Genomic DNA, 16,262 nt, shown 5'->3' on the forward strand with positions numbered 1-16,262 from the left:
GGTACATAAAGGGCACGAGCGCTTGGCCCGTACCCTTTATCTTTATTTCAGCGTTACCACAACAATCGACTTAGCTGGCACCTTCATGGTAAGCACGCCCTTCTTAATCTTAGCGTCCTTGTACTCCTTTGGAGCAACCACGTTAGGATGATTGAAGTCGTTGAAGTCGGCTACGTTCTTTGAGGTGAGGATGCGACCGCTAACCTGCTTGGCGTTGAAACCGGCGAAGTTGAAATCTACGGTCTGATCCTTATCCAGACTAACGTTGGTGATGGCCAGAACGATGCTGCCATCCTTGGTCTTTGCAGCTGATGCTGAGAGCACGGGGCAGGGACGTGTGGTGTTGTCGCTGGTCTTCTGCTTCTCCTTCCAGTACTCTGTGCTGCACTGGATGGTCTCACTCTGCAAATCTACAGGCAGATAAGTAGCCTCCTGGAATGGGGTGTACATCTGGAACACGTGATAGGTTGGGGTGAGAACCATGTGGCCTGTGCCCTCCTGATCGGTGAGGATCATAGACTGCAGCACGTTGACTACTTGAGCAATGTTGGCCATCTTTACACGGTCGGTGTACTTATGGAAAACATTGAGGCTCAGCGCAGCTACGAAGGCGTCGCGCAGGGCGTTCTGCTGATACAGGTGGCCAGGGATGGTACCGGGCTCTTCGTCCCACCAGGTTCCCCACTCATCAACCAGCAGGCCGATGCTGTTCTTGGGGTCCTTCTCGTCCATGATGGCCTTGTGCTTCTTGATCACCTCTTCAATCTCCAAGCACTTGCCCAGTGCCCAGTAGTACTGGTCGGTGTCGAAGTTCAGGGCAGAACCCTTAGGACCGGTCCAACCGGTGCAGGTGTAGTAGTGGAGAGAGATGCCCTGCATGCGGCCACCAATCTTATCCATACAAACCTTGGTCCAGTTGTAGTCGTAGTCGCTGGCACCTGACGCAATGCGATAGAGGCGGTTGGCACCCTGATCGCGCAGGTAGGTGTTGAACTTGCGGAACTCGTCAGAGTAGTACTCGGGGCTCATGTTACCACCGCAGCCCCAGGCCTCGTTACCAATACCGAAGTACTTCACCTTCCAAGCCTTGTCGCGTCCGTTCTGGCGGCGCAGGCGGGCCATAGGTGTGTCGCCATCGCTGGTCATATACTCCACCCACTGGGCCATCTCCTTGACGGTACCAGAACCTACGTTACCTGAGATATAAGGCTCGCAGCCCAGCATCTCGCACAGGTTCAGGAACTCATGGGTACCAAACGAGTTGTCCTCGATGGTGCCACCCCAGTTGTTGTTACGCAGTGAGGGGCGCTGCTCTTTGGGACCGATACCGTCCATCCAGTGGTAGTCGTCGGCAAAGCAGCCGCCAGGCCAGCGCAGTACAGGAATCTGCAGTGCTTTCAGAGCCTCGAACACATCCTTGCGGTAACCGTTGATGTTGGGAATCTGTGAGTTCTCACCCACCCAGAGACCGCCGTAGATACAGCAGCCCAGGTGCTCGGAGAACTGTCCGTAGATCTCCTTGTTGATTTTGGCTCCAGCCTGATCGGCATGAACCGTAGCTTTCACATTTTCAGCGGCTGTTGCCGATGTGGCAAAAGCCATTGCGATAGTCGCGGTAAAAATAAATTTCTTCATGTCGTTGATAAAATGTTACTTATTATCTACAGCGGCCTGCTCGATGGGGAGGCAGCGCTTGTAGTTCTCGATATACTTCTCGAAACCAGCTACATCCTCGGCGGTTGGAGCTACTGAGGTGCCAGTGTTGCCAGCGAAGACAACATCCTCGAGGTAGTCGGCCAGGTTCTTACCGTTGTTCTTAACCAGGTAAGCAGCCAGCAGGGCGATACCCCATGCACCACCTTCGCCTGCAGTCTCCATCACAGAGATAGGAGAGTTGAGGGCAGCAGCCAGCATGCGCTGACCTACTACTGGTGTCTTGAAGTAACCACCGTGACCGGTGATGCGATCTACCTTAATCTTCTCTTCCTTTAGCAGGATGTCGTTACCAATCTTCAGTACGCCGATGGCACCATAGAGGTGGGCACGCATAAAGTTGGCCAGGTTGAACTTGTCGCCGGCAGAGCGCACGAACATAGGACGACCCTCAGCCAGACCTGTTACAGGCTCGCCTGATACGTAGTTATAAGCCATCAGACCACCGCAGTCGGTATCGCCTTCGAGGGCCTTGTTAAACAGCTTGCCGTAGAGCTCGTTCATATCCACGGGCACACCCAGCAGCTGCTGATACTCCTTGAACAGACCTACCCAGGCGTTGATGTCGCTGGTGCAGTTGTTGCAGTGTACCATGGCTACAAGCGAACCGTCAGGGGTGGTAACCATATCAATCATCTCGTAAGGCTTAGAGAGAGGTTTCTCAAGCACAATCATTGAGAATGATGAGGTACCGGCTGACACGTTACCTGTGCGCTGCTTAACGGCGTTGGTGGCTACCATACCGGTGCCAGCGTCGCCCTCAGGAGGACATACGGGGCAGCCTGGCTTCAGGTGGCCTGATACGTCGAGCTTCATGGCACCCTCGGGGGTGAGGAAACCGGCATTCTCGCCTGCGTTCAATGACTTAGGCAGAATGTCGAGCAACTTCCATGAGAAACCCTTTGGAGCGATGAGCTCGTCGAACTTACGAACCATCTCGGCATCGTAGGTCTTGGTAGCGGGGTCAACAGGAATCATACCTGACGCATCGCCTACGCCGAGTACGAACTCGCCTGTTACCTGCCAGTGTACATAACCAGCCAGGGTGGTGAGGTACTTGATGTCGGCTACGTGCTCCTCATTGTCGAGAATGCACTGATAGAGGTGCGAGATGCTCCAACGCAGGGGGATATTGTAGTTGAAAAGCTGAGAGAGCTCGGCAGCGGCCTTACCGGTGTTGGTGTTACGCCAGGTGCGGAAAGGTACCAAAATCTGCTGGTCCTTGTTGAAGGCCATATAGCCGTGCATCATGGCGCTGAAGCCGATGGCTGCCAGCGACTCAATCTCGCAGTCGTACTGCTTCTGTACATCCTTGCGCAGTTCGGCATAGCAGTCCTGCAGTCCATACCATACAGCCTCGGTAGAGTAGGTCCAGAGACCATCTACCAACTGATTTTCCCACTCGTGTGAACCCTGTGCGATGGGCTCGTTGTCCTCGTCGATGAGGACAGCCTTAATGCGGGTAGAGCCAAACTCGATACCGAGAATGGCTTTACCTGCTTCTATAGTTTGCTTAGCATTCATAATTATCAATTATCAATTTTCAATTGTCAATTACAATTAGCGCAGCGCTTTGTTAAGCATGAAGAAAACCTCGTTGTTGCGGAGGGTCTGCTTGAAGTCGGCGATGTTGGTCTGCTTGTTGATGCGAACATACTCGATGCCCAGCATCTCGGCGAAATCCTCCCAGTACTCCTCGTTGATGTCGTAAGAGAAGGCACTGTGGTGTGTACCACCAGCCAGAATCCATGCGGCAGCACCTACCTCGAACGAAGGCTGAGGAATCCACAGAGCTGAAGCTACAGGCAGCTTTGGCATTGGTTTTGGCTCGATGCACTCAACCTCCTGAGAGATGAGGCGGAAGCGGTTGCCAAGGTCAACAACGGTAGCCTTGATACCAGCACCGGTCTTAGAGGTGAATACCAGACGGGCTGTCTGCTGCTTGCGGATACCGATGCCCAGGAAGTGTACCTCGAGCTTTGGCTTGTCGGTAGCAATCAGAGGACAAACCTCAAGCATGTGGCTCTGCAGACAAGAACTCTTGTCGCCGGCGAAGTTCAGGGTGTAGTCCTCCAGGAATGAGCAACCAGTAGGCATGCCCTGCTGGATAACCCACAGTGTGCGATAGAGGCAGGCTGTCTTCCAGTCACCCTCGGCACCGAAACCATAACCCTCCTGCATCAGGCGCTGTGAAGCCAGACCAGGAATCTGGTCGAAACCGCAGAAGTTTGGATCGTCGATGTTGGCATCACCCAGGTCGTCGAAGTTGGTAGTGAAAGCGGTAGCGCCCTCGTCCTTCAATACGCGGCGCAGAGCAATCTCGGCCTTGGCAGCATTCTTCACCTTCTCCCAGTAAACCTGCTCGCCACTCTCATCAATCTTGATGGTGTAGAGCTTCTTGTACTCCTCAACAAGCTCGTCGGCCTCCTTATCGGTTACCTTCTTAAAATACTCCATCAGCGAGCTAACGGGATAGTAATCTACATGGTAGCCCAGACGCTGCTCGAACTCTACACGGTCGCCATCGGTAACGGCTACGTTGTTCATGTTCATACCGAACATCAGGCAACGTACGTTGTGAGCATCAGCAACACCGGCAGCCACGCGAGCCCAAACGGCAATCTGCTTCTGAGCCTTCTCGTCCTTCCAGTAGCCACAAACCACCTTGCGAGCCACGCGCATGCGGGTGCAGATATGTCCGAACTCGATATCACCGTGAGCACTCTGGTTCAGGTTCATGAAGTCCATGTCGATCTCGCTCCAGGGGATTTCGGCGTTATACTGTGTGTGGAAGTGGAGCAGAGGCTTCTGCAACTGCTGCAGACCCTTGATCCACATCTTGGCAGGCGAGAAGGTGTGCATCCAAGTGATGATACCTACGCACTTCTCGTCGTTGTTGGCTGCCAGCATTACCTGCTCTACTTCCTTAGAGCTGTTGGCTGTACCTTTATATACAATCTTAACGGGGATGTTACCAGAAGTGTTCAAACCCTCAACCATCTCCTTTGAGTGTCCATCAACTGCAACTACAGCGTCGCCTCCGTACAGAAGCTGTGCGCCAGTTACCCACCAAATTTCAAAATTCTCAAAACCTTTCATATTCGTAAGTTGTTATTAGTTAATAATGTATGATTCTTTTTAATGTTTCTGTCCCTTTTGGCCATAGTAGGCATTGGGGCCGTGTTTGCGCATGTAGTGCTTCTCTACCAGCAATGGGTTCATTGTGAGGTTGGGATTTACCGAGAAGGCTACGAAGGCCATCTTGGCGCACTGCTCCATCACCTTAGCGTTGTAAACAGCATTGTCGGGTGAGGTTCCCCATGAGAACGGACCGTGGTTCTTAACCAGAACAGCAGGTGTGTGATCAGGATTGATCTTGCGGATGTTCAGAATCTCATCCACAATGACATTACCCGTCTCCAGCTCGTAGTTGCCCTTCACCTCTGCTTCGGTCATATCACGTGTGCAGGGGATATCCTTGTAGAAATAGTCGGCATGAGTGGTACCGATGTTGGGGATATCACGACCAGCCTGTGCAAATGCGGTGGCATAGGTAGAGTGGGTGTGAACCACGCCCTGGATGTTGGGGAATGCCCTATATAATACAAGGTGTGTAGGTGTGTCGGAAGATGGGTTCAGGTCGCCTTCAACCACCTTGCCGCTCTCCAAATCTACTACTACCATATCGCTGGCCTTCATGACGTCGTAGTCAACGCCAGAGGGCTTGATGACTACGAGACCTTTCTCGCGGTCGATACCTGAAACGTTTCCCCATGTAAAGATTACCAGGTTCTGCTTCACAAGGTCGAGATTGGCCTTGAATACTTTTTCTTTCAGTTCTTCTAACATACTTATTATTTTTCAATTTTCAATTTTCAATTGGGATTACAACTTAAAGTTGGAATCCTCCGTATAGGCGCGCTTGTTGAAACGATAGAGATATGCACCACGCTTAGAACTCTTCTTGTCGATGAGCTCGGTCTTCTCGATGAAGTCCATATCTTTTACACGCTTGCGGAAGTTGCGCTTGTCGAGCTCAGTGCCGTAAACGGCCTCGTAGAGTGTCTGCAACTGGGTGAGTGTAAACAGCTCGGGCAGCAGACGGAAACCTACTGGCTCGTGCGACATTTTCTGCTGAACCAGTTTGCGAGCCTTCTCAACCATCTCATTATGGTCGGAATAAAGCTGTGGTATCTGCTCAACGTCGATCCACTCGGCTCCATGCTCCTGGCGCAGTTTGTCGTCGTAATCCTTAGCATTGATAAGTGCATAGTAGGCGATAGACACAACACGCTCGCCGGGGTCGCGATCTACCTTACCGAAAGCACCAATCTGGCGCATATAGATATTGCGCATGCCGGTTAGCTCAAAAAGGGTGCGTGAGGCTGCCTCGTCCACACTCTCGGTGGCGCCAACGAAGCCTCCGTAGAGGCTCCATTCGCCACGTCCTGGGTCCATCTTGCGGCGACCTACAAGAATCTTCAGTTTCTTCTCATCGAAGCCGAAGATAATGCAGTCCACCGACAACCAGACCTTAGAATGTTCGTTATAAAATGTCATTTTCTTATTGCTATTTTACCAGAAATAGAAATAGAACGATGCGCAGAGGCCGATAACAACCAGAGTTCCGATGATATCGAATGCGCCCCAGCTCTCCTTGATAGACTGCTTGAAGTCGGCAGAGAAGGTGATAGCATCAATCTGTTCTTTCGAAGGTGCTGGAGTGAAGAAGCTTACAGCTACCATCAGCACGATGATGAAGAGCAGCAACCAGCACTCGAAAATGAGCCAGTTGGTCTGCCAGAACCAAGAGGTGGCATCCCAGAAAGCACCATCCATCACAGCCTTACCAGAGTCGGTAACGACGTTGGTGATAAGGCGAACCATACCAATGAGGAAACCGCCAATCAAGCCCCACTCACCTGCCTTTGGAGTGATCTTCTTAGAGAAGATACCCAGGGTGAACACTGCTACCATGGCAGGTGCGATGAGCGACTGGATGTCCTGCAGATAAGAGTAGAGGTTACCCATGTTCATCATGATAGGCATCCAAGCCAGACCCAGCAGCACTACTACCACTGTGGCCATACGACCTACGAATACGTAATGCTCCTCGCTCATACCCTTCTTCATGGGCTTGTAGAAGTCCTCAGTAAACAGGGTGGCGCAGCTGTTGAAGAAGGCTGCCAGCGAAGCTACCAGAGCGCATACGAAACCGATAGTTACGATACCCTTGATACCAGCAGGCAGGATGTTCTTCACCATCATGGCAAAGGCACCATCGGTAGATTCGTGATTCATGATGTCCATCTCGATGCCGCTACCGCTCTTCAGTGAGAGGGCATAGGCAATCATACCAGGAATAAGGAACATGAAGCAAGGCAGAATCTTGAAGAAACCGGCTGCGATAGTACCGCGGCGGGCACGCTTCATCACCTCCTTGTTATCCTCGCCAGGCACCTGTCCGAGTACACGCTGAACGATGTGCTGGTCGGTACACCAGTACCAGAAACCAATGATAGAGGCGCCGAGGAATACTACGTAGCCAGGGAACTGAGGATACATAGGATCGGCAGGATCGGGATGGAACATGTGAGTGGTTCCGAAACCATCGTGAGCTGCGTTACATACGCGCATCATCTCGCTCCATCCTGCTGTGATGCTACCATCGCCCAGCATGTTCAGTCCGAGGAACAGAACCAGGAATGAACCTACAATCAGGATTGGGGTCTGGATGGTAGAGAGGGTCATCACACCCTTCATACCACCGAATACGGTGAATACAGCGGTGATGGCAATCAGCCCAATGGCACCATACCAGAAAGGTATGCCCAACAAGAACTTGAAGAAGATACCACCAGTGAAAGCGGTTACCGACACCTTGGTGAGCACATAGGCCACCAGTGTGATGATACTAAGCCAAGAACCTGTGCGCTGAGTGTAGCGGAACTTCAGGAAATCAGGCATGGTGATAATCTTACCCATCTTGTTGATGAGCAGCTGATAGAATGGTACGAACAGCCAACCAAGAATCAGGATCATCCAACCCTGCATCTCCCAGTGGGCCATACCCACACCATCCTTAGCACCAGTACCGGCCAGACCTACCAGGTGCTCTGAACCAATGTTGGCAGCAAAGATGGCCATACCGATTACATACCAAGGCTCGCCCTTACCAAAGAGGTAAGCAGATGAGTCTTCGCCCTGCTGGGCTTTCTTGTCTTTCCAGATAGCATACCATACGGCTGCCACCACTCCAAATAGGCCGAGAATGAGTACAACCCAATCCAGCCAAATGAATTCATGTGAACTCCAATTCATGAGTTTTTAAAATTTGATATTAGTTAATAATTTGTAGAGTTATCATTGCCAATAATTAATCGTCAATTACAAGTTCTCATTTGATTGAGAACTTGTAAGCAGCATGACTATAGTATTTCTCGCCTGGGTTCAGAGTTGGCTGTACCCACTCAGGATGGTTAGGTGAGTCGGGATACTTCTGGCTCTCCAAGCAAACACTTACATGCTTAGGATAGGTGAGACCGTTCTTGCGGGGGATATCCTTATCGGCACCTACACCCTGGAAGTTGCCACTGTAAACCTGTACACCTGGCTCGTTGGTAAACATCTCCATCAGGATACCTGTCTTGGGGCTGTAGAGGCTGGCGCAAACCTGTGTGTCGTCGCCTTTACCGTCCTTATAGGTATTCAGACAGAAGTTGTGGTCGTAGCCAGTAGCGTTCTGAATCTGGTCGAACTGTGAATTGATGCTGTCGCCCAGAGCGTGTGGCTGACGGAAGTCCATTGGAGTGCCCTCAACCGACTTGATCTCGCCTGTGGGGATATAGAGCTTATCGCTTGGGGTGAAGTTGTCGGCATTTACATAGAGTACCATGTCGTAAGCAGGCTGTGTGAAGTCGCCGCTCAGGTTGTAATAGTTGTGGTTGGTCTGGTTGATGATGGTTGGCTTGTCAGTCTCTGCCTCCCAAGTCATATCCAGCACGTTGTCGGCAGTAAGCTTATAGGTGGTTACCGACATCACCTTGCCGGGGAATCCGTTCTCACCAGCCTGTGCTACGTGGGTGAGCTTCAGGATTGAGTCGCCAATCTGCTCGGCTTCCAGCACCTGATGCATCCAACCTGTGTTGCCACCGCCATGCAGTGAGTTAGGACCATCATTGGTGCGCAGCTGGATGGTGTCGCCATTAAGTACAAACTGTCCGTTCTTGATGCGGTTGGCATAACGGCCTACGCTTGAACCGTAGTCGGATGGGGTGTTAATGGTGTCGGCATACTGCGCGATATTGTCGAATCCGAGAACAACATCTGTAGGATTTCCGTCCTTATCGGGCACTACCAGCGAAACGATACGGGCACCATAGTTGGTGATGCAAACCTCCATGCCGTTGTCGTTCTTTAAGGTGTAGAGCTTGACAGGTTTCGACTGAATGGTTGTGTCAAACTTTGCTGGGTCGAGACCCGATACTGTTAGTTGTGTTGCCTGCTGGTTACCAGCACAAGAGAGCATCAGTGCTGCTGCACCAACTCCCATCAATGTTGCTTTTAATGCTTTCATTGTTTTTAAATTGATTTTAAGTTATTACAATATTGTTATTGTTATTTTGGGTGTAAAATTACAATTATAATTTGAACTACCAAACAAAAAAAGAGAAAAAAAAAGAGTAAGGTGTAGGAAAAACACCTTACTCACTTACTTTTAACTTTTATAAACACAAAAATGTGTTTTTTGCTATCTCCGAGTTAGCAAATTCTACGTGAACCATCACCAATTACGACGTCGTAAACTTTTGGCTCATGTCCATACTTTGCCTTGAACTTAACCTTAGCGTCGTCGATGAACTTCTTGTAGAGGTCATTGCGAACCAGGTTGATGGTGCAACCACCAAATCCACCACCCATGATGCGTGAACCGGTAACACCGTTCTCCTTAGCGATATCATTCAGGTAGTCGAGCTCCTCGCAAGAAACCTCATAGTCTTTCGACAGGCCCTCGTGAGTCTTATACATCATCTCGCCAACCTTCTCGTAGTCGCCCTCGTTCAGAGCATCGCAAACTGCCAGTACGCGGTCTTTCTCACCGAGCACAAACTTAGCGCGCTTGTAATCCTCTTCGCCTACCTCGGCACGAACCTCGTCAAGCTGCTCCCATGTGCAATCGCGCAGGGTTTCAAACTTGCCCTCTGGATGCTTAGCCTGAATGTGCTTAACCACATTCTCACAGCTGTTGCGGCGATCGTTGTAGGGCGAACCTGCCAACTGGTGCTTAACAACAGAGTCGAGCAGTACCAGGCGATAGCCATCTGGCTTGAATGGGAAGTACTCGAACTCACGGCTGCGGCAGTCGAGGCGCATCAGGCAGCCTGCCTTACCGAATACTGAGGCAAACTGGTCCATGATACCGCAGTTAACACCGCAGTAGTTGTGCTCTGTAGCCTGACCAGCCAGTACCATATCCCACTGAGAAACCTTGTTCTCGCCGAAGATATCGTTCAGACCGCAAGCAAAGCAGCTCTCCATAGCAGCCGATGATGACATACCAGCACCAAGGGGTACGTCGCCGGCAAAAGCGATATTGAAGCCCTTTACAGGAACACCCAGCTTCTTCATCTCCAGTGCGATACCATAGATGTAGCGCGCCCATGAGGCCTTAGGACCTGCAGGGTCAGAGAGCTTGAAGTCAACGCGGTCCTTCAAGTCGATAGCGTATGCCATCACGGTGTCTTCAGTATCATTGGCACGCATCTCAGCTACAATACCTTTATCTACTGCACCTGGGAATACGAATCCACCATTATAGTCGGTGTGCTCACCAATGAGGTTGATACGTCCGGGAGAAGCATATACGTTACCAGTCTTTCCATCAAAGTGCTTGATGAAGCGGCTTCTTACAAATTCAATATCCATAATCGTAAAGTTTTAAAAAGGGGTTAATATTAGTCAACTTTGATGTCCTTATTCACGTTCTTGCAACCAACGAGGGCGTAGAACAGAATGTAGGCCAGCATTGCGATGACGAGCCAGTAGCTAAAGATGGGGCCGGCTGACTTGGCGATAGCCTCCTGGATAAGAGGCATCACACCACCACCAACAACCATAGTCATGAAGATGCCTGATGCTGCTTCGGTATATTTACCCAGTCCCTCAACAGAGAGGTTGAAGATACCTCCCCACATGATTGAGGTGCAAAGACCGCAAGCAGGAATCAGAAATGCCTTGGCAGGCACATCGTGACCGCTGAACGAGATAGTAACACTCTCAGGCATGAAGATGGCAACTGCCAGCAGCAGGATGGCTACAGCGCTAACTGTAGAAAGCTGGAGCTTGGTAGATACCTTGCCAGAGATGGCACTCGAACAAGCACGACCGATCATCATCAGGAGCCAGTAAGCGGCAGCCAGTGTACCACCGATGGCGGCTGCACCTTCGAAACCGAGGTCGGTTACATAGAAGTTCAGCTCCATTGGAATTCCAATCTCGATACCTACATAGAAGAAGATAGCGATAACGCCCAGCACACAGTGGCGGAAGGCCAATGGGCTACGCTCGTACTTGGGTGATACCTTGCCGAGTGTGGGCTCTGGAATTGTAACACGGCTGATGATAACAAACGAAATAGCGAATACAGCCATACCGATGAACAGCAGTGGAGCAACATCGCTCATGCTGGTTTCAGCAGTAACGGTTCCTACCAGGATACCTGCCAACAGGGGGGTGAGTGTACCGGTCAGTGAGTTCAGTGTACCTCCCACCTGAATGAGCTGGTTACCCTTGTTGCCGCCACCTCCGAGAAGGTTCAGCATGGGGTTTACTACGGTGTTCAGCATGCAAACGCAGAAACCGCAGATGAATGCACCAAGCAGGTAGATAACCAAGTTGAGCGCTACAGGAATGCTATCGTATGTAAATACGTAGGTACCAGCGCCTACAAGGCTAGAGAGATACTGGAAGCACAGACCTACGATACCCACGATGAGGGCTATCAAGGCAGTCTTTTTGTATCCATACTTCGTAAGCATTTTACCTGCAGGGATACCCATGAACAGGTAAGCAGCAAAGTTCATCAGGTTACCCCAAGCTTTGGCAAAAGGATACTCAAAACCCCAGATGTTGCCGAAGGGGGCGCCCATGTTAGTAACGAAGCTAATCATCGCGAAGATGAAGCACATAGTGATAATGGCAATTACCTTGCCATTCTTGTTTGTTTCAGTCATATTTGTCGTCTAATTAATAATTATGTTGATAATATTATTCTACTACACCGAAGCGGTAGATGGTCTTCTGCTTATAGCGCTGTCCGGGATTCAGTACTACACTTGGGAAGTAAGGACGGTTTGGTGAATCGGGGAAGTGCTGTGCCTCGAAGCAGACAGCAGAGCGGTGTGGGAATGTGCATCCGTTGGCACCCTTATAACCGTTCAGGAAGTTACCAGTGTAGAGCTGCAGGCCTGGCTCGGTGGTATAAACCTCCATGGTGCGGCCGCTCTTTGGATCGGTAACCTTAGCAGCGAATGAAAGCTCGCCTTCCTCCTGCTTGTTCAGTACATAGTTGTGGTCGAAACCGTGACCGAACTTAATCTGCTCGTTGTCGGCATTGATATCTTGTCCGAATGGTTTTGGCTGACGGAAATCGAATGGAGTGCCCTCTACTTTCAGGATCTCACCTGTTGGGATTGCGGTAGCATCGGTAGGCAGGTAGAAGTCGGCATTGATTTCACAAATCTGGTCGTCGATACCAGGAGTAGGATCAGCTGTACCGGCCAGTGAGAAGAATGCGTGATGTGTCAGGTTCACGATGGTCTTCTTGTTGGTGGTAGCCAGATACTCGATAACGAGCTCGTTCTGATCGGTGAAAGTAAACTCTACTGTTACATCGAGTTCGCCTGTGAAGCCTTCTTCACCATAAGATGATATACGATGCAGCGCTAAAGAGCGTGGGCCCATCTGACGGGCATCCCATACCTTGGCATTGAAACCAACTGAACCGCCATGCAGATGGTTTGGTCCGTCGTTAAGTGCCAACTGGTACTCCTTACCATTCAGAATGAACTGGCCTTTGCAGATACGGTTACCCCAACGACCGATCAGTGTCGACAGATAAGGCTCGTTTCCGCTGGTCAGCTGCTGAATGCTGTCGTGACCCTGGATAACGTTTGCTACTTTGCCATCCTTACCTGGAACCATGATAGCACAAATGGCACCTCCATAGTTAGAGATAGCCACTTCATAACCCTTACGATTCCTCAGAATGTACAAGTCGGTTTTTTTACCGTTGATAGTGGCCTGAAAGTTTTCACGCTTCAAGCCGCACAGATTCACTGTCTCTGTAGTATTTGCCATAATGAAATGTTTTTAGTTAAAAATTTATTTTTCTGCAAAGTAACAGAAAAAAATTTAAACTAACGAACGTTTCAACGAAAAAAGTGTTTTTGCAGTCTTAAAAAACGCTAAATACAGTTTTTTAACAGCTCTGCTACGATATAACTGCTACCTCCAACAAACACAAAGTCGTTATTGCTTGCTGCCGACTTGGCTGCATTATAGGCTGTTTTTACGTCAGGATAGCTCTCGCCGTTCAGGCCGATTCCCTGTGCATAGACCTTGATGACGTTCTCTGAAAGAGCGCGTTTATTGTTGGCTTTTGTAAAATAATAAGTAGCATTCTTGGGCAGAAGTTCCAGTACGCCTTGCACGTCTTTGTCATCCACCATACCGAATACGATATGCATGTGGTCGCATCTCACAGCGTTGAGCTGCTGGCTCAGATACTGCCAACCTGCTACGTTATGACCCGTATCGCAGATGGTCAGCGGTGCCTCGTTCACCTTCTGCCAGCGTCCCTTCAGTCCGGTCAGTGTGCAAACGTGCTTGAAGCCTCTGCGCACTTCGCGATTCATGCAGGGCTTGTAGGGGTCGCTGGCGCAGGGGTGCATATAGCCAAGTGCCTCCAGCTGTTGCACTGCACAGAGAATGGTATTGGTGTTCTTCTCCTGATAAGTACCGGCCAGTTCTCCTGTTAATATGCCGAAGTGTCTGGTGTGATACTCGTAGCCATTAGCAGCTTGTGATGCTGAGATAAGCTCCTTCTGGTCTTCGGCGAAGGTAATAGGTGCCTGGTTTTCTGCAGCTACAGCCTCGAAAACGGCGCGTGTCTCGGGTGTTGTCTCGCCAATCACTACGGGCACATTCTTCTTGATGATACCTGCCTTCTCCATCGCAATCTGTTCGAGCGAAGTACCCAGGAACTGGGTGTGGTCGAATCCGATATTAGTGATGACGGATAGGATAGGGGTGATGATGTTGGTGCAGTCCAAACGTCCTCCCAGTCCAACCTCTATGACTGCGATGTCAACGTTCATATCGGCAAAATACTTGAATGCCATTGCCGTTGTGATCTCAAAGAATGAGGGATGCAGCGGTTCGAAGAATGACTTTTCGTTCTCAACGAACTCTGTGACATACTCCTCGCTGATGGGTTGACCGTTTACGCGGATACGCTCGCTGAAATCTACCAGATGGGGAGATGTATATAATCCCACCTTGTAGCCGCACAATTGCAGAATAGCAGAAAGCGTGTGAGCACACGACCCCTTTCCGTTGGTACCAGCCACATGAATAGTGGTGAACTTTTGATGTGGGTGGTCGAAATGATTGTCGAGTGCATGACTGTTGTCCAGTCCTTCCTTATAGCCACTAGCGCCTTGGCGCTCAAACATAGGCAACTGGCTGAAAAGGTATTCACACGTTTCCTGATAAGTCATAGCTTTATACCTTATTATTTATTAATTAAAGTAATTTTTGAATTTCTGGAAAATAGAGTCGCGTGTCTGCTTGTCTCCCTTGAAATTGTCGCTATTCTTAAACTGCTCGATGGCCTGTTTCTCTTCGCGGCTCAATGTCTTGGGCACATATACGCTGATGTTCACTACCAAGTCGCCTCGGCCACTGCCATAGCCCTGTACGGCAGGCAGACCTTTTCCGCGCAGGCGGAGTGTCTTGCCTGGCTGAGTTCCGTTTTCGAGTTTCACCTTCAGTTTGGTGCCCTCGATGGTAGGAATCTCTATCTCTCCACCCAGTGCTGCTGTTGGGAAGTCGAGCAGCAGGTTGTAGATGAGGTCATTGCCGTCGCGGATGAATGTCTCGTGTGGCTCTTCTGCAATAAACACCTGAATGTCGCCCGATATGCCGTTGTGCTTACCGGCATTACCTTTTCCAGGTACGTTTACTACCATGCCTTCTGCTACACCTGCGGGGATGTTGATCTCAACAACCTCTTCGCCCTTTTCAATACCAGTACCGCCGCAGTGCTTACATTTGTCCTTGATAACCTGGCCTTCGCCACCGCATGTAGGACATACGCTCTGCTGTTGCATCATACCGAAAATGCTCTGTGTGGTGTGGGTGATATAGCCCTGACCATGACAGGTGGGGCACTGCTCCTTGGTACTGCCTGCTTCAGCGCCAGAACCCTGGCAGTGTGGGCATTGGATATCCTTACGTACCTTAAACTTCTTGGTGACGCCGGTATTGATCTCCTCGAGTGTAAGCTTTACCTTCAGGCGCAGGTCGCTGCCGCGATGCTGCTGCGGACGGCGCTGGCCTCCGCCAAAACCGCCGAATCCGTGCCCGCCGAAGATGTCGCCGAACATCGAGAAGATGTCGTCCATGTTCATGTTGGTCTCAAAACCGCTGAAACCACCAAATCCGCCTCCCATCTTAGGACCGTCGAATCCGAACTGGTCGTACTGCTGGCGTGTCTTAGGATCATGCAGCACATTGTATGCCTCGGCCGCTTCCTTGAATTTCTCCTCGGCTTCTTTGTCGCCAGGGTTGCGGTCGGGGTGATACTTGATGGCTATCTTACGATACGCTTTCTTAATTTCGTCTTCTGATGCACCCTTTTGGATGCCCAGCACCTCGTAGTAGTCTCTTTTTTGTGCCATATTGCCTTATTGTCCTACTGCCACTTTGGCGTGGCGGATTACTTTGTCGTTCAGTTTATAACCCTCCTGCAGGCAGTCTATAACCTTACCCTTTTTGTCGTCGCCCATACCAGGAACCATAGCTACGGCCTCGTGTAAGTCAGTGTCGAAGTCGGCATCCTTGGTTTCAATCTTGCTAACGCCTTGGCCCTCGAGGGTCTTTACGAACTTCTGATAGATAAGTTCCATACCCTCGCGCAATACCTGTGGGTCGTCTGTCTTGGCACCATTAGCAATGGCGCGTTCCATATCGTCGAGTACAGGCAGTACAGCTGTGATAACCTTCTCGCCACCATTCAGAATAAGCTCAGCACGCTCTTTCAGGGTGCGCTTGCGGTAATTCTCAAATTCGGCAGCCTTGTAAAGGATCTGGGTCTTCAATTCCTCAATCTCCTTCTGAGCTTTCTCTAGTGGATCCAGCTCTTCTACCTCTTCTGTCTGAGCAGCTTCTTCTGTTGTTGCTTCTGCTGTCTCTTTGTCAGTTTCTTCGACGGGAGCCTCGTTCAAGGTCTCCTCATCTTCGATGTTGATATCTTTTTCTGTCATAAT

13 protein-coding genes are annotated in these 16,262 nt (G+C 50.4%); all 13 read right to left on the bottom strand.

Going from position 1 to position 16,262, the window contains the following annotated elements; translation table 11 throughout:
• Positions 1 to 42: 42 nt before the first annotated feature.
• On the bottom strand, positions 43 to 1,635 hold the full coding sequence (locus tag T360_RS0107560) for an alpha-N-arabinofuranosidase (RefSeq protein WP_028912242.1): 1,593 nt from the start codon (positions 1,633 to 1,635) through the stop codon (positions 43 to 45).
• A 15-nt stretch (positions 1,636 to 1,650) separates the two neighbouring features.
• Entirely contained in the window at positions 1,651 to 3,237 is a 1,587-nt protein-coding gene (locus T360_RS0107565; protein WP_036929161.1) for an FGGY-family carbohydrate kinase, read from the bottom strand.
• Between the two features lie 36 nt (positions 3,238 to 3,273).
• Positions 3,274 to 4,812 (bottom strand): L-arabinose isomerase, encoded by a 1,539-nt coding sequence (gene araA / locus T360_RS0107570; RefSeq protein ID WP_028912244.1) that lies wholly within the window; start codon positions 4,810 to 4,812, stop codon positions 3,274 to 3,276.
• A 39-nt stretch (positions 4,813 to 4,851) separates the two neighbouring features.
• Positions 4,852 to 5,562: an L-ribulose-5-phosphate 4-epimerase gene (locus tag T360_RS0107575; protein WP_028912245.1), complete on the bottom strand. Its 711-nt coding sequence runs from the start codon at positions 5,560 to 5,562 to the stop codon at positions 4,852 to 4,854.
• 36 nt (positions 5,563 to 5,598) lie between these two features.
• Positions 5,599 to 6,273, bottom strand: a complete 675-nt coding sequence (locus T360_RS0107580) for an NUDIX domain-containing protein (protein WP_028912246.1) — start codon at positions 6,271 to 6,273, stop codon at positions 5,599 to 5,601.
• Between the two features lie 15 nt (positions 6,274 to 6,288).
• Positions 6,289 to 8,034, bottom strand: coding sequence for a sodium:solute symporter (locus T360_RS0107585; RefSeq protein WP_028912247.1), 1,746 nt, complete (start codon positions 8,032 to 8,034; stop codon positions 6,289 to 6,291).
• Between the two features lie 76 nt (positions 8,035 to 8,110).
• Positions 8,111 to 9,289 (bottom strand): aldose epimerase family protein, encoded by a 1,179-nt coding sequence (locus tag T360_RS0107590; protein ID WP_028912248.1) that lies wholly within the window; start codon positions 9,287 to 9,289, stop codon positions 8,111 to 8,113.
• Between the two features lie 185 nt (positions 9,290 to 9,474).
• A complete protein-coding gene (gene galK / locus T360_RS0107595) occupies positions 9,475 to 10,638 on the bottom strand; it encodes a galactokinase (RefSeq protein WP_028912249.1) in 1,164 nt (387 codons plus the stop codon).
• A 29-nt stretch (positions 10,639 to 10,667) separates the two neighbouring features.
• Entirely contained in the window at positions 10,668 to 11,945 is a 1,278-nt protein-coding gene (locus T360_RS0107600; RefSeq protein ID WP_028912250.1) for an MFS transporter, read from the bottom strand.
• Positions 11,946 to 11,979: 34 nt separating this feature from the next.
• A complete protein-coding gene (locus T360_RS0107605; RefSeq protein ID WP_028912251.1) occupies positions 11,980 to 13,071 on the bottom strand; it encodes an aldose epimerase family protein in 1,092 nt (363 codons plus the stop codon).
• A 107-nt stretch (positions 13,072 to 13,178) separates the two neighbouring features.
• Positions 13,179 to 14,492 (bottom strand): folylpolyglutamate synthase/dihydrofolate synthase family protein, encoded by a 1,314-nt coding sequence (locus T360_RS0107610; protein WP_028912252.1) that lies wholly within the window; start codon positions 14,490 to 14,492, stop codon positions 13,179 to 13,181.
• A 21-nt stretch (positions 14,493 to 14,513) separates the two neighbouring features.
• Complete coding sequence (dnaJ, locus tag T360_RS0107615) at positions 14,514 to 15,674, bottom strand: molecular chaperone DnaJ (RefSeq protein ID WP_028912253.1); 1,161 nt, start codon at positions 15,672 to 15,674, stop codon at positions 14,514 to 14,516.
• Positions 15,675 to 15,680: 6 nt separating this feature from the next.
• Positions 15,681 to 16,259, bottom strand: coding sequence for a nucleotide exchange factor GrpE (locus T360_RS0107620; RefSeq protein WP_028912254.1), 579 nt, complete (start codon positions 16,257 to 16,259; stop codon positions 15,681 to 15,683).
• Between the last annotated feature and the right edge of the window lie 3 nt (positions 16,260 to 16,262).

Origin of the sequence: Prevotella sp. MA2016, from assembly GCF_000619825.1 — a bacterium.
Taxonomy (GTDB): Bacteria; Bacteroidota; Bacteroidia; order Bacteroidales; family Bacteroidaceae; genus Prevotella.

What these genes read in the sequence shown, in the direction of transcription:
- araA (WP_028912244.1), bottom strand. Translation starts at nt 4,812, where the DNA reads ATGAAAGGTTTTGAGAATTTTGAAATTTGGTGGGTAACTGGCGCACAG.
- T360_RS0107590 (WP_028912248.1), bottom strand. Translation starts at nt 9,289, where the DNA reads ATGAAAGCATTAAAAGCAACATTGATGGGAGTTGGTGCAGCAGCACTG.
- T360_RS0107575 (WP_028912245.1), bottom strand. Translation starts at nt 5,562, where the DNA reads ATGTTAGAAGAACTGAAAGAAAAAGTATTCAAGGCCAATCTCGACCTT.
- T360_RS0107610 (WP_028912252.1), bottom strand. Translation starts at nt 14,492, where the DNA reads ATGACTTATCAGGAAACGTGTGAATACCTTTTCAGCCAGTTGCCTATG.
- T360_RS0107605 (WP_028912251.1), bottom strand. Translation starts at nt 13,071, where the DNA reads ATGGCAAATACTACAGAGACAGTGAATCTGTGCGGCTTGAAGCGTGAA.
- T360_RS0107580 (WP_028912246.1), bottom strand. Translation starts at nt 6,273, where the DNA reads ATGACATTTTATAACGAACATTCTAAGGTCTGGTTGTCGGTGGACTGC.
- T360_RS0107620 (WP_028912254.1), bottom strand. Translation starts at nt 16,259, where the DNA reads ATGACAGAAAAAGATATCAACATCGAAGATGAGGAGACCTTGAACGAG.
- galK (WP_028912249.1), bottom strand. Translation starts at nt 10,638, where the DNA reads ATGGATATTGAATTTGTAAGAAGCCGCTTCATCAAGCACTTTGATGGA.
- T360_RS0107585 (WP_028912247.1), bottom strand. Translation starts at nt 8,034, where the DNA reads ATGAATTGGAGTTCACATGAATTCATTTGGCTGGATTGGGTTGTACTC.
- T360_RS0107600 (WP_028912250.1), bottom strand. Translation starts at nt 11,945, where the DNA reads ATGACTGAAACAAACAAGAATGGCAAGGTAATTGCCATTATCACTATG.
- dnaJ (WP_028912253.1), bottom strand. Translation starts at nt 15,674, where the DNA reads ATGGCACAAAAAAGAGACTACTACGAGGTGCTGGGCATCCAAAAGGGT.
- T360_RS0107560 (WP_028912242.1), bottom strand. Translation starts at nt 1,635, where the DNA reads ATGAAGAAATTTATTTTTACCGCGACTATCGCAATGGCTTTTGCCACA.
- T360_RS0107565 (WP_036929161.1), bottom strand. Translation starts at nt 3,237, where the DNA reads ATGAATGCTAAGCAAACTATAGAAGCAGGTAAAGCCATTCTCGGTATC.